A 24,912-nucleotide genomic window follows, 5' to 3' on the forward strand; every position below is an offset into this window, starting at 1 on the left:
GTCTCACCACACCATAGAAGAAAAATAGAGACAGTACGTCAACGAATTTTTCAAGAGAGTAGCTTCCGCACTCTTCGTAATCGTCATGGGATCTGTAACGCAACGTTAAGCGGGAGGAAGATGTTATCCGGCGAGTTCTTGAAGGAAGTGTCTCGCATAAGGGACAACAACGAGTAGCCTTGTTGTGCGGTCACTTCGACTACAGCAAGCAGGCTTACAACCAGGGGCAACGTACGGGTGATAAACTCGAGCGAGTGTGTTACCTTCTCTCGCTTGTTCTGGACATCTGCGAGGAAATGTCCAACCTCGGCGGTGTGAAGCTATAGAAAAAGCTAAATTCTAGTGGAGTGAAGGTCGGTCGAGCTTTACCACTTGCTTCAGGCTCACAACTAGATGGTCAAGCACAAGAAACGGCGGGTGATGACGACGGATTCGGTTTACCGAGACTTGACGGGAAAGTTCGCCTTTCACATGTACTAATTCAAGAAGAAATTTCTGGTATTTTGCTACTCGAACGGTTGACTCATGTCTCTTGAAGGCGGCCAACCGAAGCTGCTAACAAGTTTAGTTCCCAAGTTTATAGGTAATTAAATTTACATGTCGTATTTTTGAAACGTGTTTAGCGTGTTTGTTAAAATTTTTGTTTAATTCGGGTCAACCATTTTCAGGAAAGTACACATTTATAATTCCAGATCTCAAGCGTTAAATCGGACGTTATACCGGATTATTTTCCAACAATTATTTTTTAATTCATTCCGAGTCCTTGCGTGGCCGCTCCTCTTGTTTTCACGCTCAAACTCCTCCGTCAGCTTCGCTGCCACCTCCTTCTTCCCCTGCCTGAGGGAGAGTGGATGGGGAGGGTGAACAAAGGAAAAGTTGTATTTCTTATCGAAAATGGGTAATATTTTACATGTAGAAAACCCCGTAAAGTCTACTTTTTTCGACTTTACGGGGTTCAAATTTCACGACATGAACAAGTTATTTACAAAGCTCAGCTACTTTTTTACGTAACTCCTCTCCTCGTAAATTTTTTGCAATAATACGTCCTGTTCCATCAACAAGGTAAAGACAAGGAATACCCATGAAATCATACAATTCAGTGAGTGGCGTTTTCTTACCTTTCAAATCAGATACTTGCTCCCACGTGATACCATCTTTCTCGATAGCTTCTTTCCACGCCTCCATTTGGGAATCCAAGGAAACTCCTAAAACATCAAACCCTTTAGCATGATATTCCTTGTAGATCGCTTTTATATTCTCCCCCTCTTTACGACAAGGTTCACACCAAGATGCCCAAAAGTCTATTAAAACAAGCTTTTTGTCCTTAATATATTCATGCAAAGATAACGGCTTCCCATCCGGAGTGTTCAATGTGAAATCCGGAGCTACAGCTCCCAGAGCAAGTCGGATGTAACGATTATAGTACATCTGCAATGCTTGTCCGGCAGCAGACATTTTCACGGTCGGAGGCATCTTATCAAGACTTTCTTTTACCACAGAAGCTAATCCATGTTCAAACACAAATTGGTTACATTTACGCAAAGCGTAGGCCGAAGCCAGATCATGTCTTTTCGCTACCTCTTTCAATTTCTCAATTGCCGTATCCGGCTGTTCAAGCCAAGTAACATCGAGAAAAATATCATTAACCTCCCGAAGCACCGCATCCGTCTGATTACCGGATACAATACATTTTATAAAATTCGTATAAAATGATTTATACGTTTCTTCCTCCAGCTTCAAATAAGTATCACAATAATCAAGATAAAGTAATACACATTCCTGTGTTCCATCTTTACCCACACGTACCACTAGCACCTCTTCCGGTTGGAGATTTTTAAGAGGAAACTCAAATTTCCCATTCTCAACAACGGCTGAATCACATGGTATCTCACTCCCCATCAACAAGTAGAGTTTCTCTCCATTCCTTGCTGGTGAACATTCACCTTTTAATGTCATTTTTCTATTCTGTGCAAACAAGGCTATACTTCCGCATAACACAAATACTAACAACACTATTCTTTTCATCATCTTATTATTTATTTCAATTTACTTTTTCATTGACTTCTACCATGTTTCTTCCACCGGAAACATACACATATTTTTCGTTACATACCTGTTGCTTGAAACTTTCTTGATTCCCCTCGTAAACTGGATAAGGCCCTACGTAAGAAGGTTTCGATGAACTTGTTTCCCCAACTTTTGTCACTCCTTTAGGAAATTCGGAATCAACCGTTGTTGAAATAAATCTGATCTTCAATAGAGTATCATATTTTATCGGTAGCGCAATCATGCTACCGATAAAATATTCAGCTAATATACTTTAAGTACTACATCATAAATTCTATCAAATCCTGAATAACTTTTCACAGACTTAGCCCTCCCAGAGGTCGGATCTAATTCCAAGCTATACAATTTACCAGACCCTATCGTTCCACCATACGTTCCTATTACCATTTCCACATTAGACATGTAATAGTCCGTTAATATTGCCGGTTTCAATATCTTCATCATCGTTATTTCACCCTCAAAAATTATTGGATCGTTATTTGTCATCTTCAATGTTTCCGGTATAATTTTCTGACCAGCATCCACAGAAAATTGCTTCACCTCGTTAGCTGTGGCATAATATGCCATATTTATTTGCGCAGTTCCGAAAGCCCAGTTTACCACATCTCCATTTTGGACCTCCGGTAAATGCATCAAATCATACCTATATACAGGGACTTGATCATAACTTGCCGCATTCCAATCCATTTCTGCAATGAAATAATTTCCATTATCTTCCTTCATCACAGCAAGCATTCCATAACGTCCTCCTGCATCCATGTAAACAAAATCCGCTTTCATATCACCGGGATTGAAAACACCACTATCGGCATTCATAATAGTCCAATTATCAAAATTGAACAAGTTCTGCAAAATCATAAAAGCACGTTTATTCTTTTCAAAGAACATCCCCGTATTATTCAATAAACTCCCTGATGGGAAAAAAATTTGAGGATAAAAATCATAACCATATACATCCTTTTCATAAACAGGTGTTGTAAATGGATATGTATAAGCTTGTCGAGTAAAAATATCCCCATCATCAAAAACATATACATTATAATCCTTTACACAAAATCCCTGTGGTATGCCTCGATTCAAATTTCCAACAAATAAATCATTCCATTCATCTATTTTCAGCATTGTTTTGCTTTCTGTTACAGCAGAACTCTCATCTGTCAAGGCAATAATAACAACATTATCCATATAATCCTGCGACAGATAAGTTTGTATAATACTTATCCCCTTCCCATCAATCTTTGCCCCACCATTTTGCTCGGAATAATAACAAGGTAAAATTTGTTCTACGAAAGTTCCCGATGGAGGTGCCAATTGAAACTCTTTTGCTGCAACAATTCCAATGTCAGAAGCATTCCCATCTCCATGAAGCACCATAGCCCCCAAAACACTGGCTTGCGCTATCAATTTTACATCCACTTCATTGGAATAAAAATGACGCCCACTACTAACTTGCGTTACGTTAAGACGTAATTTATACGAACCTTCAGTAGGAAATATTCTACCCATTGTACACACGTAATCTAAATCCCGTTCTTGAAAAACGGATATATATTGATTCCACCATGTATCTAATGTATCCGTCAAAAATTCCCAATCATATCGCAAATCAACTTCCGGAATAACCGTATTAATAGTTGGGGTAATTTTCAAACTTTCGCCAAAAGACAAACAATAAGCCTCGTCCGGCAACGCAACTTCAACATCGGCTAAATCCCGATAATTGTAATTACCTTTATCTTCATAACAACTACACCACGTAATCGCCATGAAAAGTATATAACACAATTTTTTCATACCCCTTGGTTTATTTACTATTATATGCAAAAGTGATTACATTTTCATCACTAGGATTATACTTAATATTATTTTCTCTACAGTATTTATTCAATTTATAAATAGCAACTTGGATTTCAGCATCCCACCATAAATAACCATCACTATTTAACAATTCAAAAACACCGGGCACAGCATAAATAATCTCCATTTTTTTATTCGAATAATATCCCAAACTAGATTCATTCCACCAAGAAGGTCTAGCTAACTTACTGGATATCACAAGCGTATTATTCAAATATTCCTCCAACCCCTCTTCAAAATCATCTGAAACACAAATTTTGAAACCAAGAGTATCTTCTTTAACACTCAAATTACCAGTTTTTTGCACAGTAACTTGTAATACTCCTGTTTTTTCTCCGGCTGGAATCATCGCTATAAACTCATATTTGGATTCTGGATCGGCATTTCCCAAATCTTCTACTTTCACAACACGATCCTTATCAGACAAGGGTCCTGCCATGGAAATTGGGATTTCCACCGTATACTCCGTAATCTCTGCCGGTTGGGAGTAAAACGAAAATATGATCGTATCATTTGCTTTCGTGAACCATACACGAGGTTTTGCTTTCCACGTTTCGATTTCACTTTCCGCACACGCCATGATTCCCAGCAATAGTGCTATTGCATAATATAATATCTTTTTCATTGTTTATCATTTTTATTTGGACTACTCACGACCGGCATTAGATTGCTCTATATCCGGAATTTCAAAAGTAAAAAACTTAATATCTGTCATGTAAGTCGAGAAGGTCATGTCCATTTTACGTTTATAATAATACCATAATTGTCCCTCTCCCCAGAATTCTTTTTTATACTCTTTCCGTATTTCCTGTGCAAGATTGTCTTTCGACATCGAGCGATCCAATGCATAACTAGTTAATCCTCGATGCGAACGGACCTGATCAAGATAATTCACACCCTCAGAAACAGTTTCAGCACACTCTGCCGCAATATAATACATCTCGGACAAACGAATTAATGGCAATCGTTCTTGAAAATAACGAGCAGCCTTGGTGTTTTGATAAAATTTCGATATAAAAAATTTTGTACCAAAAGGTTCGAAACAATATTGATATCGTAAATCAGCTGTATACCCCTCATACATGGAACTACGTTCTTCGGCTGAAATAAACAAGGTATTTTCGCCTTCAGTAATAGAGCCTGGGATGCCTACTTCCCCACTAAAAATATAGGTATCCATAAGATCCTCCCAATTAGTTACATTTAACGCAAAAATATGTTCTGTCGCAAAAGAACGATCTTGATTACTACTAGTGGAACCGATTGTTGTCAAATTTTCTGTCAAAACCCAAGGAAACTTATCTTCTTGATCGGCAATCACCTCCTTTGCATAACGCAAAGCATTTACACGATCCCCTTTCCAAAGATAAATTCTTGCCATAGTGGCCACTGCCGCATAATAATTAAAGCGAAAACGGCGATTATGCCAAATCGGAATATTATCTGAGGCTAAGTTACTTCCAGAAGGCAATGAAGCCAAACAGTTTGCCGGTGTTGTCCCTAAACGCATGGGATCATTTATCAATAATTCCTTTGCTTTCTCCAAATCCTCCAACATCATCGCAATCGCATCTTCTTGTGAGAAAAGGGGGGTAACAGCCGGAGATAAACTAGATACATAAGGTATAGATTTTTTATCTTTTCCGGTAGTATAAGCCTCTGCAAACAAACGCAGCAGATCAAAATGCAAATAGGCTCTTAATCCCAAAGCTTCACCTTTAATCAAATTATAATTATCATCTGAAAAAATCCCTTTATTACCATCTATGGTTTCCAATAACGAATTCAAATTAGCAATCTGACCATAAATACCATTCCATATATTTTCAATATATGCAGCACAATAATTCATTGCAAAGGCATTTGACTGATCTGCAAACTTATATCTAGGCCAATTTTTGTGATTAAATGATTCGATAACATAATATCCTCCCAACAAATCCACAATATTAAAAGTTAATTCTCGTCCATAAAGCGAGGCATCACACATTTTGGCATACACCCCGGTCATCGCTTCTCCATATCCGATTTCTGTTTTAAATAATTCGTTACGATCCAATTGATTTGAAGCACTCACATCTAACCAATCCTCGCACGCCGTCATCGAGAACATTAAAGCTGCTAATCCCAATATCTTTATTTTTTTCATAATCTTCATATTTTTCGATTAAAAGGTTGCCTGCAATGAGAATGAAAAATTACGAGCAAACGGATAAGAAGTTCCTCGTTCTATGTCAACACTAGACAATCGTAACAACTCGTTCATGTAAAAAGAGAGTTTCAATCGTTGCAAAGCCACTTTCTTCAACCACTTGGCTCCGACAAAATCATACCCGACATTCACGGATGATACATACAATTCATTGTTTTTTTGCACAAAACGAGAAGTAGGCTTAGTAAAACCATTTTCAGCATCGCCATTTATAATAGTTGCTTTATATGGAGATATATCACCTGGTTTTTGCCATGCCTTCAAAATCCGACGATCTAAATTCTCATAACCATTTACATTTTCCATACGAGCAATTAAACTGGAATTATAAAGATCGCCTCCCAATTTATAACTACAAGCAACAGAAAGCGTAAATCCCTTGTAACCTGCATTAATCCCAATTGTTCCACTCAATTTAGGAGTTTGATCTCCTACTACGACTTGCTCTGCAGCACTCCACGTGTAAGTACTCTTACCCTCTTTAGTCAAAAACATCTCCTGTCCTGTAGCAGGATCAATCCCCAATGAACGCATACCCCAAATAGCTGTCATAGAACACCCTTCATAATAAAGAGTTGCCGGCTTCGTGTATTTATTCAAATATTTTTTCAATACCTCCGTATCTCGAATATATCCATCATAAGTTTCTTCAAGCGAAGAATTTTGTGCATCATTGCTATTCTTAAAAATGTCATAAATTTTTTTGATTTTATTTTCATTATGCAAGGCCGTAGCGGTAAATGTAACATAGGCATGTTGTTTTTCATTACGCCACGGTGTAAGGGCCACAGCTAATTCAAATCCTCGGTTTTCAATCTTACCCAAATTTTCTTTATAACTGGTAAAACCATTGGACGGGGGGAGTGAAATGTCTGACAATAAATCATCTGTTACTTGAATATAGTACTCGGCACGCAATGTCAGGAGGCGTTGAATGGCAATGTCCGCACCGAAATTATAATCCATATTTCGTTGCCATTTCAACTTATTATTAGCAAGCGCAACCAACTGAGCCCCAATCATATCTCCATACGAGTAATCGTAATAGTCATACCGATAACGAGCTTGGGCTGGATCAACATTCTGTGTTCCCGTATACCCCATAGAAGCTCGTAATTTAAAGTTTGTCAACCAATTATTTCCCTCCAAAAACTTCTCATGGTAAATATTCCAACCAATCCCCAATGACCAAAAAGTTCCCCATCGAGTATCACTACCATAAACAGACGAAGCACTCTTACGAATAGAAGCATCAAAAAGATAACGATTAGCATACGCGTAATTTAGCGCTCCAATGACTCCAACTTCCCTCATTTTCCCATTATTCCCGGTTGGTTTTCCATTTTTCTCATACTTCGTGGCAAAAGAAAGATCGTCCATACTATCATTTCCAAATCCTTCGCCCACCGTGCTCGTGGAGCGACTATTCGAAGTAGCAATATTCCAAGTTAAGTTAGCAAAAAACAAATGCTCTCCCAAAGTCTTATTAAAATTTAAACCAGCTTGTACGGCAATATTTTCTGAGTATCCATCCTTTTTAGTATATTGTCCTTTACGATCACTCATACCATTCTCATCGTAATGAATGAATTTCGTGTGATTTTTCGGGTAATAAATATCTGCCCCATTTTCTTGTCGAGAATAAGAAAAACCACCCACTACCCGCAAAGCGCCACTGATATTCCAATCCATGGAAAAATTATCACGAATTTCTGTATAATTAGACTCATCTTTTGTATTCAAAGTCGCATTATATAACGGATTATATACTTCAATGTCGCTGTACGAAGTATTGTCATCCTTACCCGAATGAACCAAAAATACTCGATTCAAATTTCCCTCATCGTCATAAGGAGCCCAATACGGATTCAATGAAGTATACTCGGCAAAAGAACCATAAGGAGAATTTTTTGACCAATTGCGGGTAAATTCTATCGTATTCCTAAAAAGTAAGTTTCGATAAGTATAAGAAAGTGTCGTATTAGCATTTAACGTATTACGTCCAGACTCTTTCATAACACCGGAAACACTATTATACGAAACTCCAAACTGATAACGCATCTGTTCATCTCCACCTTCTAAAGTCAACGAATGCTTATTACTAAAACCGACATGCAACGGTTTAGATAACCAATAAGTATTCACACCGCGTTGCACATCGTCATACACCTTTTTATAAGATTGATGTGCCGTAATTATTCCCGGATGAGTATCTGGACTATACATGCCAATTTTTACTTCATAAGCTAATTTTTCTTCTGCATTCATTAAATCATAACTGGTCAAATCTGGAGCCTCAATACCGAAATCCCCAGAGTAATATACTCTAAGTTCTCCAGATTTAGGACGTACGGTTTCAATAACGACCACCCCATTACCAGCTTTAGAACCATAAATAGCCTTTGCTGCAGCATCTTTCAGCAAAGTTACACTAGCCACCCGGTTCATGTCCAAATCGAACACCTTCTCGATGGTCGTTTCAAAACCGTCGAGGATAAACAACGGTTGATTCGGATTTCCCTCGTAATCACCTCTCACATTAGCGAAAGAGGTCTGCCCTCGCAATTGTACATCAGGCATCCGATTCGGGTCACTACCAAATTCCAAATTTTCTGAAATTTGGAAAGCTGGATCTAAATTTTTCAAACTTTTGATCAAATTCTGATTACCAGCACGTAAAATATCTTCACGTTTGAACGTGGATGCCGATCCGGTGAAACTTTCTGCTTTACGTGTAAACATACCGGTTACAACCACACCTTCCAATTCCTCAATATTCTCCTCCAACATCACCCGAAGTGTGTCAACTTTCTCCGTAAAGTCGACCTGTTTACTTTTATACCCTACAAAAGAAAACTCTAGTTTCCCGTGTGTCATGGGTAATAGTATCTGAAACCACCCACGTGCATCAGTCACGGTTCCAATGGAAGTTCCCACAACTTTTACCGTAACTCCCGGCATAGAAAGTTTTTTAGCATCAAACACAAATCCCTTCACTTTTAGCGTTTTTTTCTCCGGCTCACCAGTCTTTGCTTGAAGCTTTAAAACCACCAAGTCCCCATTTACCTCGAAACTTAAAGCGGTTCCTTGCAAACATCGTCTCAACACCTCAAACAAATCTTCATTTTTTGCTTTCACAGAAAGATTTGTCACGTTTTTCACATCTTCACTAGAAAACAAAAAAGAAAATTCCGATTGTTCCTGCAGAAGATCCAACACGTGTAAAAGAGTCACATTCTTCACATTCAAATTTACCTTTTGCTGCGAGAACGTGGTCGCATGCACAGAAGTTAAACCCAATACTAGTAGAAAAAATCCAATTTTCATCACTCGTAACATTTTTTTCGGCCACTGCCTTCGGCAATAGCAAGCATTCAACTTTTTTTTCATACATTTGTAATGATGTTAATATTATGGACTGTTTCCAGCAGTCCGTTGATTAAACTTGAGGGATGTTTCCAGCATCCCTTATTTCTTTACTATAACTTTATTCCCTCGATATTCAAAATGCACTTTACCCGTTTTCTCAAATTGTTCCAATAAACCTTCCACTCGTTCAAAACGACTGATCACACCGTAAAAGCAGAGTGATTCCAATTCCGCATCGGTAAATTCATACTCCATCTCGTACCAACGAGCCAACGTCCGCATGATATCCCGCAAAGGCGTATCTCTAAATACGAACTGACCTTTTATCCAACGGGTGTAAAAATCTGTATTTACTTGCTTAACCTCCAACTGTCCGCTTTCCCTATCAAATATTGCTTGTTCACCGGGAACCAATACCTGTTGCAACTCATCCCCTCCTGTCATTACTTCCACCTTTCCATGAACTAAAGTCGTACGTGTCGCAGCTTCATTCTTATAAGCATTCACGTTAAAAGCCGTTCCCAATACCCGCACATTCATATCACCGGTTTCCACCACGAAACGCCCTTTCCCCGATTCTACTTCAAAATAGGCTTCTCCCTCCAACCGTACCCGGCGCTCCGATGCTCCGAAAGCCGCTGGATAAGTCAAACGACTCTCTGCATTCAGCCACACTTGGGAACCATCACTTAATGTAAGATGATATTCTCCCCCCCGGGGAACCTCCACCGTATGGTAAAGCGTATCTTTCGTCAATTGGTTTTCTTCATAAGAAAGCGATTCTTTATTCAACTGAACATTTACCCCTTTGTCTACAATAGTTTGCCCCGGTTCTTTAGACGCAAGGTTGATTTCTGTTCCATCCGAAATAATTAAACGAACACTATTACTTCCCCACGCAATCATAGGGGAAGGTCTCTTTATCGGAATTTCAGGAGAATTCGATAACCACACCCAAGTGCCAACAACCAAAATAACCACAGCTGCCGCACTCCACGTGCATAATGAAAATATACGTCTTCGCCGTTTCTCCCTTTGATTTTGGATAAAATGCAACCAAGCTTCCGAGATCCGAGTCTCGTCAATCACTGGTAAATCCCTTTTATAATATTGACAAGCATGTTCCACAAAATGCCGACGTCCCTCATCATCCCCTACCCAACGCTTCAAACGCTCACGTTCTTCATCCGTAAGACAATCGTCTATTTGTTTCCGAATTAAAGTCCAATCGATTTGCTTTTGATTCATATCTTTTCTCGAATTTTACACCAAAAGACATGAACCTTCATTTTGGGTGACAAAAAATCAATTTATTTCTCTATTTTTCAAAAAAAGATATCCAAAACGAGACAAGAAAGGTTTTCTCTTAATATCTTATACGCTCGTTTCAAATGAGTTCGCACGGTATTTTCTGATAATTGAAGTAAATCGGCTATTTCCAAATACTTCATACCCTCCATCACGTGTAGCTCCACAATCCTACGCTGTTGTTCAGACAATTGAGATAAAGCCTTTTGAACCAAAGCAACTAATTCTCTATCATCTTCAACGTCATCATCCGCAAAAGACAATACCAATGCTTCAGCCTGCCGCTTTTTGTATTCATCCAAAAGTTGCAAGCGCCTGAAATAACGTAAACAAGCATGTTTTACAGAAGAATAAAGATAAGCTTTCAGGTTCAAGTTCTCCGGCAACTTCTTCCGTTTTTCCCACATTACGGTAAAACAAGACTGCACGATGTTTTCCGCTTCTTCTTCATCCATTACATAACCATAGGCAAATAAAAACAACGGACGATAATAGTAACGAAATACCTCTTCGAACTCCTTTTCCGAAGCAATTCGATTATTTACCATATCATTTTTCATTGATTTATCCCTAACCATTACATCTGTATTCCAAATACCACACAAAAATAATAAAATTTAGAACATACAAAAGTCGTCCTCGAAAAGAATAATCACTTGACATTTCGCTTAATCTGCTCCAATCCGGGTCGTAAAAGAGGAGAATTCTTAAAACGTTCTCTGAAAGTTTCCTCATCAAGCGACAACCAATCCTCCCGACTCATCCACATCAGCCATTCATTGGGAGAAAACTCATCAATATGATGCGCCACCGCTTTGCGGTTCCACGGGCAAATATCCTGGCAAGCATCACACCCAAAAAAACGGACTCCCATCTTTTTCTTTATCTCCGACGGAATCTCACCTTTTCTCTCTATCGTGTTATAAGATATACAAAGATTGGCATTGACTTCATACGCGGAAAGAGCCCCCGTGGGACAGGCTTCCACGCAACGGTTACATTGTCCGCAAAAATTTCTTTTCTCAGGTAATGAATAGGTGGAAGGTTCAAAATCAGAAATAATAACACCAATAAAACAATAGGACCCCAGACGAGGATTAATTAACAAGGAGTTTCGACCAACCCATCCTAATCCGGCCCGTCTCGCCCACTCGTGTTCAAAAACGGGAGCTGAATCAACGAAAACCCGCCCCATTATTTTTCGCCCGATCGTCTCTTCCAAACAAGCATACAATTTAAATAATCGATCTTTTACTACTCTGTGATAATCTTTCCCGTAAGCATAGCGAGCAACTACTGGTACACCTTCCAACTGAAGTTTCGGAGTATAATAATTTGTCAGAGTCACAATGACCGAGCGAGCCCCTTCAACAAGTAAAGCGGGATTCTCCCGCTTCTCCATATTATTCGCCATGTAATTCATTCCTGCATGAAATCCTCGTTCTACCCATTGCTCCAACCGCTCCCGCTCCCGGGATAAAATATCCACCGGAACAACACCACAGGCATCAAACCCACATGCTTTGGCTATCTCTGATAGTGACTCCATCTATAAAGTTATAAGGTTGATAAAGTTTGAAAAGTTGATAAGGTGCAAAATAACTTTATAAACCTTACAAACTTTATGAACTTAAATATCAAATCCCAGTTCCAACCGGGCCGTTTCACTCATTCTTTCCGGACTCCAAGCCGGCTCAAAAGTTAAATTTACCGTAGCCTCATCGATTCCGTCTATCGTCAGCACGACATCATGCACTTCCTGCACGATTTGGTCAGCAATAGGGCATCCCGGAGCAGTCAGGGTCATGGTTATAATCACCTCGTTCTGCTTGGGAAATTCAATACTATAAACAAGCCCTAATTCCCAAATATTTACCGGGACCTCCGGATCATAAACGGTAGATAACTTTTCGATTACTAAATCTTCCATTAAACTTTTTCCCATATCTCTCGTTATTTTCCCTCGTATGCCAAGGCATAATACTTTATTTGTTTCACCATCGACAATAACCCGTTAGAACGTGTCGGTGACAGGTGTTGAGTCAAGCCGATCTTGTCGATAAAATCCAGATTAGCATTTACAATATCGTGAGGCGTCTGACCGGAAAATACCCGAATCAATAACCCGGCAATACCTTTCGTGATAATAGCATCACTATCTGCTTCAAAATACAACTTACCATCTCGCAGTTCAGCATGAAACCATACCCTGGACTGACATCCTTTAATCAAATTATCATCCGTCTTATGCGTTTCATCCATCGCATTCAGTCCATTACCTATTTCTATCAGGTAAGCATATTTATCCATCCAATCATCATACATGGAAAACTCATCCACAATCTGATTCTCGATCTCTTCTATCATCATTGCTCTTATAATTTGAAAATCTTTTCTATCTTTCTTAATCCTTCACAGAAAACATCAATTTCTTCCCGGGTGTTATACATGGCTATGGAAGCACGGGCCATACCCGATACCCCGTAATGTTGCATCACCGGTTCCGCACACAATTGTCCCGTACGTATGGCAACCCCCATCTTATCCAACAAAGTACCCAAATCGAAAGGATGTATCCCCTCAATACCGAACGAGATCACGGAAGACTTATTCTTCGCATCCCCGTATAAAATAATACTCGGGATTTCTCGAATCTGCCTCATCGCGTAATCCATCAAGCCATGTTCATATTCGGCAATCTCTTGCAAGCCGATACTTTTCACGTACTCCAAAGCCTTACCTAAACCTATAACCCCAATAAAGTCAGGAGTACCCGCCTCAAATTTAAAAGGTAATTCATTATATGTCGTTTTCTCGAAACGGACTTCCTTTATCATCTCTCCTCCGCCTTGCCAAGGTGGCATCTGTTCCAACAAGTTACGTTTCCCATACAAGATACCAACTCCCGTGGGTCCATATACCTTATGCCCTGAAAAAGCGAAAAAGTCACAATCCAATGCCTGCACGTCAACCGGGATATGTTGGATAGCCTGTGCCCCATCAACCAAGGCATAAGCCCCAACGGCATGAGCCGCATCAATCATTTCCTTCACAGGATTCACCGTACCCAACACGTTGGAAACATAAGCAACACCTACCAGTTTTACCCGCTCGTTCAAAAGCCCCCGGAATGCCTCCATATCCAACTCCCCTTTATCATTGAAAGGCACAACCTTCAACACGGCTTTCTTACGTTCACACAACATTTGCCAAGGCACAATATTGGCATGGTGCTCCATCTCCGTCACGATAATCTCGTCGCCTTCCCGTATAAAAGCCTCCCCGAAAGTGTAAGCCACAAGATTGATACTCTCGGTCGTTCCCCGGGTAAATATCACCTCGTCCGTGGACTCCGCATGTATAAACTCTCTTACGGTCTCCCGGGCTTGTTCATTGGCATCCGTACATTTATTACTCAGATAATGCACTCCCCGATGCACGTTGGAATTATAACGCAAATAATATTCCGTCATTTTTTCCACCACTTGTAAAGGTCGCTGGGCCGTTGCCCCGTTATCCAAGTAGACCAACGGTTTACCATAAATTGTTTCCTCCAGTATCGGGAAATCCTTTCTAATCCGATTGACGTCAAACATAAATTATTTCTTACAATGCATCACACAATTGTGACACTTGGTTAATTCTCCTCTTAATCGTTTATCCACCAAACTATCGATCTCTTCTCGAAGAGGTGCAAGTTTCACCCGTCCGACGATCTCGTGTGCAAAACCGAACATCATCATCATACGGGCTTCCGCCTCCCCGATCCCGCGGGAACGAAGATAGAACATGGCCTCTTCATCAATTTGACCAACCGAGGCTCCGTGACTACACTTCACATCGTCGGCATCAATCACCAGTTGAGGTTTCGTGTTCACCTGCGCCGTATCCGTCAATAGCAAATTATTATTCGCTTGATACGCCTCTGTTTTCTGTGCATCGGGACGCACAATAATACGTCCGGCAAAATTAGCCAGTGCCGCATCGTCCAACACTCCCTTAAAATGTTGGTTACTCGTACAATGAGGTGCGATATGGTCGATAAAGGTGAAATTATCCACCTGTTGTTTTTTATCCGACAAATACATCCCGTACAAATTACTCTCGCATCCCTCTTCCGTCAAAGCGGCAAACAGATTGTTGCGAATAAACCCGCCATACAAAGAGATCACGTTGGCATCGTATCGGGAATTACGCTTCTGAGAAACAAATACACTGTTTATCTGCGAAGCTTCTATATGCTGATTTTGAACATGATAATATTCAAAAGCCGAATTCTCTCCCACAACAACCTCCGTGGCATTATTCAACAAAAAACAATCATCGGAAAGCGTGTGATCGCACACCAAAATAGTGGCTTTAGCGTCACGCCCTAAGATAACCATATTCCGTTGGAATGCCATCAAATCAGCATTGGCCCGCATCAAATTCACAATCTGCAACGGACGCTCCATCACCACCCGATCCGGAACATACACGAACACCCCGTCCTGAGCAAATGCCGTGTTCAACGCCACCAATCCGTCCGTATCCGCAGGTTTCGTGTACTGGTTATAATGTTTCTCGAATAACTCCTTGTACTTCACGCTAGCCTCAGCCATACTGCAAATCACCACGCCTTCAGGTATCTCCGGTGTTGCATTCTCCTGCACGAACCAACCGTTAATCGTCAAAATCAGATTGGTATCCAGATTCGGCACGTGACATTTGAACACCTCTCCCACTTCCACCTCTTGCTTGATATATTTCAGTACCACCTTATAATCCCGATCAAATACCGGTAAGGTGTCCGCGTAAAGATAGTCCTCCGTTTTATAGGGAATTCCACCCAAGGCTTTGAAACGTTGAAACGCCTCCTCCCGGTGTCGGTTCATCACGTCACCGCATCCCTCTTGCAGCAATCGTTGGCCCTCCCGAAACAGAGTCGCAAAATCATTATTTATCTTTTCTAATCTTTCCATCTTCCATTACTTACCGGACTCAACTTCCTGTTTAATCCAATCATAACCATACTTCTCTAACTCCAATACCAACTCTTTGCCTGCCGTCTTCACAATGCGCCCGTCATACAACACGTGTACAATATCCGGCACAATGTAATCCAACAAACGTTGGTAGTGAGTAATAACGATAGTAGAATTATCCGGACGTTTCAACTTGTTCACCCCACTGGCAACGATACGTAATGCATCGATGTCCAAACCGGAATCCGTTTCGTCCAGAATAGCCAGTTTCGGCTCCAATACCGCCATTTGGAATATTTCGTTCTTTTTCTTCTCCCCTCCGGAAAAACCTTCATTCAGAGAACGGTTCAACAAACGACTGTCAATGCTCACCATCTCCATCTTCTCCCGAATCATCTTCAAAAACTCGCTAGCCGGATAAGGAGGTAATCCCTTGTACTTACGTTGCTCGTTTACTGCCGTCTTCAAAAAGTTAACGGTACTCACCCCCGGAATCTCTACCGGATATTGAAAACTTAGGAATATTCCTTCCCGAGCCCGGTCTTCTGCCGGAAGTTCCAACAGGTTCTTACCGTTAAACCAAACTTCACCCTCCGTTACCTCAAAACACTCCCGTCCGGTAAGCACGGCCGACAAAGTACTCTTCCCTGCCCCATTCGGTCCCATAATCGCATGGACTTCTCCGGCATTCACCTCCAAATCAATCCCTTTCAATATTTCTTTTCCGTCTATCGCGGCATGTAAGTTTTTTATCTTTAATAAACCCATTTTATTTTAGATTTTAAATTTTAGATTTTAGATTTCCACTGCTCAAACCGTCTCTACTCTAAAATCATAAATCGTAATTCATAAATCGTAAATCTATCAACTTTTAGTTGTTATCTTTTAACTTTTAGTTTTTTATCCAACGCTCCCCGCCAAACTGATTTGCAACAGTTTTTGTGCCTCAACAGCAAACTCCATAGGCATCTTGTTAATCACATCTCCGGCATACCCTTTAATGATCAAGCCAATAGCGTCCTCTGTTGAAATTCCTCGCTGATTGCAATAGAAAATTTGATCTTCTCCGATTTTGGAAGTCGTTGCTTCATGTTCCACCTGGGCCGTGGGATTTGCCACTTCCAAGTAAGGGAACGTATGAGCCCCACATTTATCGCCCAAAAGCAAAGAGTCACATTGAGAGAAATTCCGGGCATTCTTACAATTCTTAACCACCTTTACCTTTCCTCTGTAAGAATTGGAACTATATCCTGCAGAAATTCCTTTCGAAACAATCCGGCTACGGGTGTTATTCCCAATATGGATCATTTTAGTCCCCGTGTCTGCCTGCTGGTAATTATTCGTCACGGCCACGGAATAAAATTCACTGACAGACCCGTCGCCCTTCAATATCGTACTCGGGTATTTCCAAGTGATAGCCGAACCCGTCTCCACCTGTGCCCAAATCAATTTGGCATTATCCCCTTTACAAATACCTCGTTTGGTCACGAAATTATAGATACCGCCTTTCCCGTTCTTATCTCCCGGGTACCAGTTTTGCACGGTACTATATTTTACCTCCGCGTTCTTCTCTACCACAATCTCCACGATAGCCGCATGCAACTGATTCTCGTCCCGCTGCGGAGCAGTACATCCTTCCAGATAACTCACGAAACTTTCCTCTTCCGCCACGATCAACGTGCGCTCAAACTGCCCCGTGTTTGCCGCGTTGATTCGGAAATAAGTAGACAACTCCATCGGACAACGCACCCCTTTCGGGATGTAAACGAATGATCCGTCACTAAACACGGCAGAATTCAATGCTGCAAAAAAGTTATCGGAATAGGGCACAACCGAACCCAGATAACGTTTCACCAAATCCGGATGATTCTTCACGGCCTCTGAAAACGAGCAAAAGATCACCCCTCGCTCTGCCAGCGTCTCCTTGAATGTCGTCTTCACCGAAACGCTATCCATCACGGCATCCACTGCCACCCCGGACAACGCTTTTTGCTCATCCAAAGGAATTCCCAACTTATCAAACGTCGCTTTCAATTCAGGATCGACCTCATCCCATGATTTTTTCTCCTCTTGTTTTGGGGCCGCGTAGTACACGATTTCCTGATAATCAATAGGAGGAATATTCAATTTCGCCCACGTGGGCATTTTCATCGTAAGCCAGTGACGGTAAGCCTTTAAACGGAATTCTAGTAACCATTCCGGCTCTTCCTTCTTTTGTGAAATCAAGCGGATCACCGATTCATTCAATCCCTTCCCGATCATCTCGGTTTTCACGTCAGAAACAAAACCGTATTTATACTCACCCTCTGTTACTTCATTCAATATATCGTCTTGTTCTTTAGCCATAACTTTTATACCCTATTATCACCAATTTATCAATCTGTGCAAAAGTACAAAAAAATATTACCTGTCAATCATCTCTCACGTAGATAATATCTATTACGTAATAAATCTCCATTATGATTCATTCCCTTTCTCAAAACACTTCACCACAAACTTGTAACCGAAAAGTTGTAACGTGTCACGTGGCTCTGCCCCATTATCATTTGCTCGATTCATCAATTTAGCGTATTTTTGTTTTAAATATTAAGAACTGAAACATGAGTGAAAACAAACCATTAACAAAACTATCCACGTTAGGGGAATTCGGACTGATTCGCCACCTGACACAAGATATAAAATTAAAAAACCCATCTTCCCTAAAAGGAGTTGGTGACGATGCCGCCGTACTCGATTACAAAGACAAGAAAATATTAGTCAGTACGGATATGCTGATTGAAGGCGTACATTTCGATCTGGCTTATGCCCCGTTAAAACATTTAGGATACAAAGCTGTTGCAACAAATGCCAGCGATATATACGCCATGAACGGGACACCTCGACAGATTACCGTTTCCCTTGCCGTTTCCAACCGTTTCTCCCTAGAAGCAGTCGACGAATTGTACGAGGGAATCTATCTCGCTTGTGACCACTATGGGATTGACCTCGTGGGTGGAGACACGACCTCTTCACAAACAGGAATGTGTATCAGCATCACGGTGATCGGGGAAGCCAACGAGGAAGACATCGTTTACCGTAACACCGCACGAGAAAATGACCTGATTTGCGTCAGTGGAAATTTGGGTGCAGCTTACATGGGCCTTCAATTGCTGGAAAGAGAAAAGGTCGTGTTCAAAGAAAATCCCAACGCCCAACCGGACTTCTCTGGATATGAATACATCCTTGAGCGTCAGCTAAAACCGGAAGCGAGAATGGATATTATCCAATTACTCAAAGAAAAAGGTATTAAACCGACAGCCATGATGGATGTTTCCGACGGTCTCTCATCCGAGGTATTGCACATCTGTCATGATTCCGGCCTTGGCTGTAACATCTACGAGGAGAAAATTCCGATTGATTACCAGACCTTCAAAATGGCCGAAGAACTCAACATGAATGCTACCGTGTGCGCCCTTTCCGGGGGAGAAGATTATGAACTATTGTTCACAGCTCCACTCGACGCTTACGACAAACTGATTACCATGGAAGAAATCAGCATCATCGGACACACTTGTGCCAAAAGCGAAGGTTACAATTTAATCACGAAAGACGGTAATTCATTTGAACTGAAAGCCCAAGGTTGGGTAAACTTCGCCCCATCCGAGGATAAATAACAAACCACCATGAACAAACTGGAAAATATACTTGACGAATCTTTACTACACAGTGCCAGCGGGGACCGGAAGGCCCTCCGTCTGTTACTTAAGAAAGTCATTCCCGATCGTTTCCACTATTACCACGAAAGCCGGGATATCACCCGCCAGGAAGAATATGCTGATTTATTATACAAAATCCTCCTGCTCGAACTGGATGAAGAAGAAGAGGAAAGCATCGAGCTGGCAGAACTCGCCTACTTGGGCATCAGTGAATCCATTTCAACCGTTCCGACACATATCTACGAGAGCCTTAAGAAACGTATCATTTTGATGCACTATTTCTCGGATTATTTCACGGACAGCCTAATTGAAGTCTTCCTGAAAAAATACCGGGAGAACAACCTATTGGAGGCCCGGAATCTAGCCTTAGAATCCATCGAACGAATGCAATTGTTTGATATTTTCTTGATAGAACAGAATTTCGATGACCGTATTGACCGGGATGAACAACTAACAGACGTCTGCAACGACATCGAACTTGCTCCCAACCTCACTGACGAAGAACTAACGGAAGCACAATTAATGCATCAAGTATTATACGCCTATCTGAAAGCGAAGTACCGCAAATGAGATACAAGAAAACAGAGAGCTTTTTCAAACTCTCTGTTTTCTTGATTCTTAACGATTCGAATTAAATCTTCTTTCTCTTGGGAATCTTTGACCTCTATCGTCGCCACCTTCTTCTCTGGGTCTAGCCTTTTTTACAACAATTTTTCTTCCTTGAAATTCAGTTTCATTTAAGGCATTGATCGCGTTGAAGCCTTCCGTTTCATCCTCCATTTCAACAAAACCAAAACATTTAGAGTTACCAGTTTCTTTGTCCATAATAACTTTGGCTGAAGAAACAGAACCATGCTCTGAGAAAAGAGCCCGTAAGTCCTCACTCGTGGTCGTAGAACTTAACTTTGCAACAAAAATATTCACAATAAAAATAATTAAAATTAATAATACATATAGAAGGGTACGTAGAGGTATATCTTTGGTTTCAACGATAAACAACTATTTATCTTCTAACGCGACAAATATAAGTAATTTCTTAATAATCAAAAATTAATCACGCATTTTTTCTTTATTTTACACTAGATTCATCCCCTCGTCATAAATACTGAATCACAGCCTATTTTACTCACTCCAATTCTTCCCTTCATCATTTTTTTAGTCCCCTTCGACTTTTTTCTCCCTAAACGCTTGCGATTTCAAAAATTTTCTCTACTTTTGCACCCGTTAAACAATAACGATGGTGCCATAGCTCAGTTGGTAGAGCAAAGGACTGAAAATCCTTGTGTCCCCGGTTCGATTCCTGGTGGCACCACTGAAACAAAGAGAGTTACGAAAGTGACTCTCTTTCATTTTATGGTCATTTTTAGGTGTTTTAGGCTTGATGTTTAAACCATGTTTAAACCAATTTGTCAACTCAAATAAGTTTATAATTCCCCTTATCGAATTTATTATTTACAACTTTTTTATCTCCATTACTAATTAAAATCACTACTTTTGTAATAAACCTAAAATACAAGATGTGTTCTTTTCAAGGGAACGAATAAAGTCTATATTATAGATGATAAAACTTTCGGAGGTTCACTGTACCAGCAATATCTACAGGCTATGTCTTGGTTGGAAAGCAAACTGCAGGTAGCTTATAAAATAGAGGGAGCAGGACCAAGAGAAGAAATTTGGGAAATACCTCTGACCGTATTTAAAGAAGCCATTATAAACGCCCTGTCACACCGTGACTACTACGAACAAGGTGCAAACATTATGATAGAAATGTTTGACGACCGGGTAGAGATTTCCAATCCCGGAGGACTTCTGCCTGTTGTGGCTAAAGATTTCGGGCACAAGAGTATGACACGTAACCCGTTAATCTTTGGATTATTTACCCGCATGCACTTGGTTGAAAGAGTCGCATCCGGTATTCCTCGTATGCAGGAAGCCATGAGAGAAGCAAATCTGCCCGAACCGAAATTTCATACGGAGGGGATGTTTACGGTAGTATTCAAAAGGAAACACGGCATCATGAGTGATACAGTAAATGATACAGTAAATGAGAAGGAGCGGGAAGTTCTTAACTTACTAAGGCAACAAGGAGGATTAAATGCTACAGAGATAGCACAAGAGCTAAAAAAGAGCATACCAACAGTAAAGCGGTATTTAAGTACTTTATCCAAATTAGACTTGATTGAATTTAGGGGAGCACCTAAAATAGGAGGATATTATTTGAAATAACCCTATTAACCTCTGTATTTACATTCGGAATTGAATCCAAATCACAAAAACTATGTGAAACGATGCAAAATCGCAAAGACCTTATTCAAGGGACTAACATCGTAACCTTCTCCTTTCTTTTTTACCCCTCAAAATTCATTACCTACAACTTCTTTCATCATACTGAAAGAAATCTTATATTTATACTAAAAGAAATTCAATTAGTAACTCACCATCTTCGGGAAGAAGTACCAACTCTCCCCCTGTGGCTGCCTTGTCGATCACGGGAAGGAAGTCTGGTGAGTTAAAGGCGTATTACGAGAGAAAGGTTAAGGAAGGAAAGAACAAGATGACGGTCATTAACGCGATCAGGGCAAAGCTGATCGCGAGAATGTTTGCTGTCATCAAAAAAGATCAATTTTATACCCCTGTTTATTCATGAAATATTTGCATAAATCATAAGAATACCTTACCGTGTTAGTTCCTTTCCCGCTAGCGTTCAACGTGGAAAGCTTGTCCCCGATTTTATCTATTCGGTTTTTCTGCGTGCGGAGATTCGCTCGCACCATCCAGGAGAAACGTTCTTCGAAATTTTGAAAAATGTAATACGACACGGACGCCGTGAGACCTTGTGACACTTGTTCCCCAGCGTTAGTCATGTAGGTCGAGGTTCCAGAGGACAACGGGGTACTCACTTTTATCAATAACGGGTCTGTTATCTTGTAATAATAATCAAGGGTCAACGCGAAACGTTTGTTGAACAACGTCACGTCCAACCCGATATTCTTGTCCAAGGTTACCTGCCATTTCAAGTCCGCGTTCCCGATCTGCGACAACACGGCACCCAACCCGAAATAGTTCATCGAACCGTACTGGAAAGCGTAAGTCAGCAACGTTTGCGCCGAATCGAAACTCTGGTTTCCCGGATTACCGATCGAGGCCCTCAACTTCAGCAAGTCGATCCACCCGAGATTGTCCATGATAAACTTTTCCTTGTGCAAGTTCCATCCCAATCCCACCGACCATGTCGTGTTATACTTACGAGAAGTTCCGAAAACAGACGAACCGCTCGTCCGCAAGCTGAAATCCATCAGGTAACGATCGTCGAAAGAGTAGCCCGTGTTGAAATAGCCGTTCACGGATCGAGACACGGACTCGTAATAAGTCGGGGTCCCGTTCTCCGGGTAACCGTTTGAGAAAGAGGGATACGTGAAATCTCCTTCCGGGAACCCGACCGCGGAATATCCTTGCGTGAGCGATTTGTTACTAAACACGTTTCCCCCGGCGACCAAATTAATTCGATGTTTACCAAGCACTTTCGCGTACGTCACGCTCAACTCTCCCTCTACTTGATTCGAACGTGTGTTTGTCGAAGTGTATTGCCCTTTCTTGATCATCTCCACGTTCTCGTACCGGGTATCATTCGGGGAATAAAATTTCTCCGTGTCATCGTTTCCATAGGTCAAACCTATTCGGGCCCGCACTCGCCATTCTTGTGTCGGGAAATACTCCGCGATAAAATAATTACTCAAAGCGAGATTCTTTCCCTCGTCCCGGCTGTTCTGGCTTGCATTCCACAACGGGTTGGAAGCCTCGAAGAAATCGTTCTTCTCCAGCCATTTCTCGATCGTACCGTCGGCACCGTGTTTCTTGTAGTACGGGTTCGCCCGCGCGTACTCGTTAAAGGCCACGATCGGGTTCTTGTAGTCGGTAGATGAAAACGAGAACTTGTTCGAGAACTGGAACTTCGACACCCGGTAAATCAAATCGATATTACCACTCATTACCGCTCGATCAGATTCTTCCATCACCCCGGAAATCCCGTTATAACCGGCACCCAAACCGAACAAAAAATTACCCTCTCCACCTTGCACATAAAGCGAATGTTTCTGGTTCACACCCACCCGCAAAGGTTCCGCCAACCAATACGTGTCCACCCCGCTCTCGATCACCTTCAACTTCTCGTTATACAGGTTTGTCAATTCTATCTCGTTTGTCGTGGACCAGTTCACAGGTTCGTACCTCCCCGCCAACCGCTCGAACTCCAATTTCTCCCTCGCGTTCATCAAGTTATAACTCGACAAATCCGGTATCGAGAGATTCATGTTTCCCGTGTAACTCACCTGCAACTTGCCCGCCTCCGGTTTCACCGTCTCCACCACGATTACCCCGTTGGCCGCCTTCGAACCGTAAATGGCCGTCGAGGCTGCATCCTTCAATATCGTGATCGAGGCCACCCGGTTAATATCCAAGTCGTTAATCGCCGCCAACGTCGACTCGAAACCATCCAGGATAAAAAGCGGCTGGTTCGGGTCGGCGTCCAGCTCGTCCCTCAAGCCCAGCATGCTCGACTTGCCACGGATCTCCATGTTCGGCAAGCGGTTCGGGTCCGATCCGAACTGGTTATCCTCCAGTATCGCGAAAGCCGGGTCCAGCGTCTTCAACCCCTGCAGGATGTTCTGCGTTCCCATCGTTTTCAACTCCGCGGCGGAATAGGTGGAAGCCGAACCCGTGAAACTCTCCTTCTTACGGGTAAAGATACCCGTCACCACCACGTCCTCCAACCTCACGTCCTCATCCCGCAACACGATTGTCAACTCCTTCTGCTCCACGCCCGCCCTCAACCGGGGAATCCTCACGATCTCCGTTTTCATCCCGATAAAGGAAACCACCAGCGTGGCCGTGTCTGCCGGGATCAACAACTTGAACTTCCCGTCCACGTCCGTGGCTGTTCCCATCGATGTTCCTCCCAGGCGAACCGAAACTCCCGGAATGGGTTGCTTCTTCTCGTCTATCACCTTTCCCCTCACCTCCCGGTTCTCCACCCGGGTAGAATCCATCGTTCCGGCCCTCGTCAATAGCGGAAACCCCAACAATAAAATCATAAATAACCGGATTGTCACGGTCACCGTCTTTCGATCCGACAGTAATTTTCGCTTAAAAACTTTCCTGTCATAAGTTTTTTTCATAACTTTGATTGTTAATTAATTGATAAAATTGATTCTCACAAGGGGGTGATATTCAACGTTTCTCAGGCATAGAATACACCCTCTATTTTATTTCCCTGTCTCTTTTTGTACCATATTTCGTATCTATTATTCCATTTTATTCTCTCATTTTAACCAAAACGGCTATAACTTTGTCATGACAACTATGACATACCCAAACACCACCTTGTCATTCAATACAAAGATTATATAAAAACTGATGAAGAAATACAAAGACCAGAACATTC

19 protein-coding genes, 1 tRNA gene and 2 pseudogenes are annotated in these 24,912 nt (G+C 41.5%); 5 read left to right on the forward strand and 17 right to left on the reverse strand.

Features of this window, described 5'->3' with window-relative positions:
- Window positions 1-978: 978 nt before the first annotated feature.
- From D8S85_RS08320 to sufB, 15 genes are all read right to left on the reverse strand, one after another.
- Entirely contained in the window at window positions 979-2,028 is a 1,050-nt protein-coding gene (locus tag D8S85_RS08320) for a TlpA disulfide reductase family protein (protein WP_106480289.1), read from the reverse strand.
- A gap of 13 nt (window positions 2,029-2,041) precedes the next feature.
- Complete coding sequence (locus tag D8S85_RS08325; protein ID WP_127074965.1) at window positions 2,042-2,257, reverse strand: hypothetical protein; 216 nt, start codon at window positions 2,255-2,257, stop codon at window positions 2,042-2,044.
- A gap of 53 nt (window positions 2,258-2,310) precedes the next feature.
- Complete coding sequence (locus D8S85_RS08330) at window positions 2,311-3,861, reverse strand: PKD-like family lipoprotein (RefSeq protein WP_106480291.1); 1,551 nt, start codon at window positions 3,859-3,861, stop codon at window positions 2,311-2,313.
- A gap of 10 nt (window positions 3,862-3,871) precedes the next feature.
- Window positions 3,872-4,549, reverse strand: coding sequence for a DUF4843 domain-containing protein (locus D8S85_RS08335; protein WP_106480292.1), 678 nt, complete (start codon window positions 4,547-4,549; stop codon window positions 3,872-3,874).
- 21 nt (window positions 4,550-4,570) lie between these two features.
- Entirely contained in the window at window positions 4,571-6,073 is a 1,503-nt protein-coding gene (locus D8S85_RS08340) for a RagB/SusD family nutrient uptake outer membrane protein (RefSeq protein ID WP_158641530.1), read from the reverse strand.
- Between the two features lie 18 nt (window positions 6,074-6,091).
- On the reverse strand, window positions 6,092-9,463 hold the full coding sequence (locus D8S85_RS08345; RefSeq protein WP_172726490.1) for a SusC/RagA family TonB-linked outer membrane protein: 3,372 nt from the start codon (window positions 9,461-9,463) through the stop codon (window positions 6,092-6,094).
- A gap of 141 nt (window positions 9,464-9,604) precedes the next feature.
- Window positions 9,605-10,753 carry a FecR family protein gene (locus D8S85_RS08350; RefSeq protein ID WP_106480295.1) on the reverse strand — a complete coding sequence of 383 codons (1,149 nt, stop codon included), beginning with the start codon at window positions 10,751-10,753 and terminating at the stop codon, window positions 9,605-9,607.
- Between the two features lie 77 nt (window positions 10,754-10,830).
- A complete protein-coding gene (locus D8S85_RS08355; protein ID WP_172726491.1) occupies window positions 10,831-11,361 on the reverse strand; it encodes an RNA polymerase sigma-70 factor in 531 nt (176 codons plus the stop codon).
- 104 nt (window positions 11,362-11,465) lie between these two features.
- A complete protein-coding gene (gene queG / locus D8S85_RS08360; protein ID WP_106480297.1) occupies window positions 11,466-12,362 on the reverse strand; it encodes a tRNA epoxyqueuosine(34) reductase QueG in 897 nt (298 codons plus the stop codon).
- 81 nt (window positions 12,363-12,443) lie between these two features.
- Window positions 12,444-12,758 (reverse strand): metal-sulfur cluster assembly factor, encoded by a 315-nt coding sequence (locus D8S85_RS08365; RefSeq protein ID WP_106480298.1) that lies wholly within the window; start codon window positions 12,756-12,758, stop codon window positions 12,444-12,446.
- An 8-nt stretch (window positions 12,759-12,766) separates the two neighbouring features.
- The gene (locus D8S85_RS08370) at window positions 12,767-13,183 is read right to left on the reverse strand and encodes a SufE family protein (RefSeq protein WP_106480299.1); all 417 of its coding nucleotides are present in this window, start codon (window positions 13,181-13,183) and stop codon (window positions 12,767-12,769) included.
- A 5-nt stretch (window positions 13,184-13,188) separates the two neighbouring features.
- The gene (locus tag D8S85_RS08375; protein WP_106480300.1) at window positions 13,189-14,409 is read right to left on the reverse strand and encodes an aminotransferase class V-fold PLP-dependent enzyme; all 1,221 of its coding nucleotides are present in this window, start codon (window positions 14,407-14,409) and stop codon (window positions 13,189-13,191) included.
- Window positions 14,410-14,412: 3 nt separating this feature from the next.
- Complete coding sequence (gene sufD, locus D8S85_RS08380; protein ID WP_106480301.1) at window positions 14,413-15,774, reverse strand: Fe-S cluster assembly protein SufD; 1,362 nt, start codon at window positions 15,772-15,774, stop codon at window positions 14,413-14,415.
- A gap of 6 nt (window positions 15,775-15,780) precedes the next feature.
- Window positions 15,781-16,545: a Fe-S cluster assembly ATPase SufC gene (sufC, locus tag D8S85_RS08385; RefSeq protein WP_106480302.1), complete on the reverse strand. Its 765-nt coding sequence runs from the start codon at window positions 16,543-16,545 to the stop codon at window positions 15,781-15,783.
- Between the two features lie 132 nt (window positions 16,546-16,677).
- The gene (sufB, locus tag D8S85_RS08390) at window positions 16,678-18,123 is read right to left on the reverse strand and encodes a Fe-S cluster assembly protein SufB (RefSeq protein ID WP_106480303.1); all 1,446 of its coding nucleotides are present in this window, start codon (window positions 18,121-18,123) and stop codon (window positions 16,678-16,680) included.
- Between the two features lie 254 nt (window positions 18,124-18,377).
- Here sufB and thiL point away from each other — a divergent pair, with 254 nt between their 5' ends.
- Window positions 18,378-19,430 (forward strand): thiamine-phosphate kinase, encoded by a 1,053-nt coding sequence (gene thiL / locus D8S85_RS08395; protein WP_106480304.1) that lies wholly within the window; start codon window positions 18,378-18,380, stop codon window positions 19,428-19,430.
- A gap of 9 nt (window positions 19,431-19,439) precedes the next feature.
- Entirely contained in the window at window positions 19,440-20,042 is a 603-nt protein-coding gene (locus D8S85_RS08400) for a hypothetical protein (RefSeq protein WP_106480305.1), read from the forward strand.
- Between the two features lie 48 nt (window positions 20,043-20,090).
- Here D8S85_RS08400 and D8S85_RS08405 read toward each other — a convergent pair whose 3' ends face one another.
- Window positions 20,091-20,396 carry an RNA recognition motif domain-containing protein gene (locus tag D8S85_RS08405; protein WP_106625034.1) on the reverse strand — a complete coding sequence of 102 codons (306 nt, stop codon included), beginning with the start codon at window positions 20,394-20,396 and terminating at the stop codon, window positions 20,091-20,093.
- A gap of 315 nt (window positions 20,397-20,711) precedes the next feature.
- Here D8S85_RS08405 and D8S85_RS08410 point away from each other — a divergent pair.
- The 3 genes and pseudogenes from D8S85_RS08410 to D8S85_RS22340 form a co-directional block, all read left to right on the forward strand.
- Window positions 20,712-20,784, forward strand: a tRNA-Phe gene (locus tag D8S85_RS08410).
- 200 nt (window positions 20,785-20,984) lie between these two features.
- Window positions 20,985-21,698, forward strand: a pseudogene (locus D8S85_RS08415) (ATP-binding protein); the annotation flags it as partial.
- A gap of 244 nt (window positions 21,699-21,942) precedes the next feature.
- Window positions 21,943-22,119, forward strand: a pseudogene (locus D8S85_RS22340) (IS110 family transposase); the annotation flags it as partial.
- On the opposite strand, the gene D8S85_RS08425 reads toward D8S85_RS22340, so the two are convergent.
- Window positions 22,082-24,646 carry a SusC/RagA family TonB-linked outer membrane protein gene (locus D8S85_RS08425; RefSeq protein WP_127074967.1) on the reverse strand — a complete coding sequence of 855 codons (2,565 nt, stop codon included), beginning with the start codon at window positions 24,644-24,646 and terminating at the stop codon, window positions 22,082-22,084. The pseudogene D8S85_RS22340 and the gene D8S85_RS08425 overlap by 38 nt on opposite strands.
- Between the last annotated feature and the right edge of the window lie 266 nt (window positions 24,647-24,912).

Source organism: Butyricimonas faecalis (assembly GCF_003991565.1).
Classification (GTDB): domain Bacteria; phylum Bacteroidota; class Bacteroidia; order Bacteroidales; family Marinifilaceae; genus Butyricimonas; species Butyricimonas faecalis.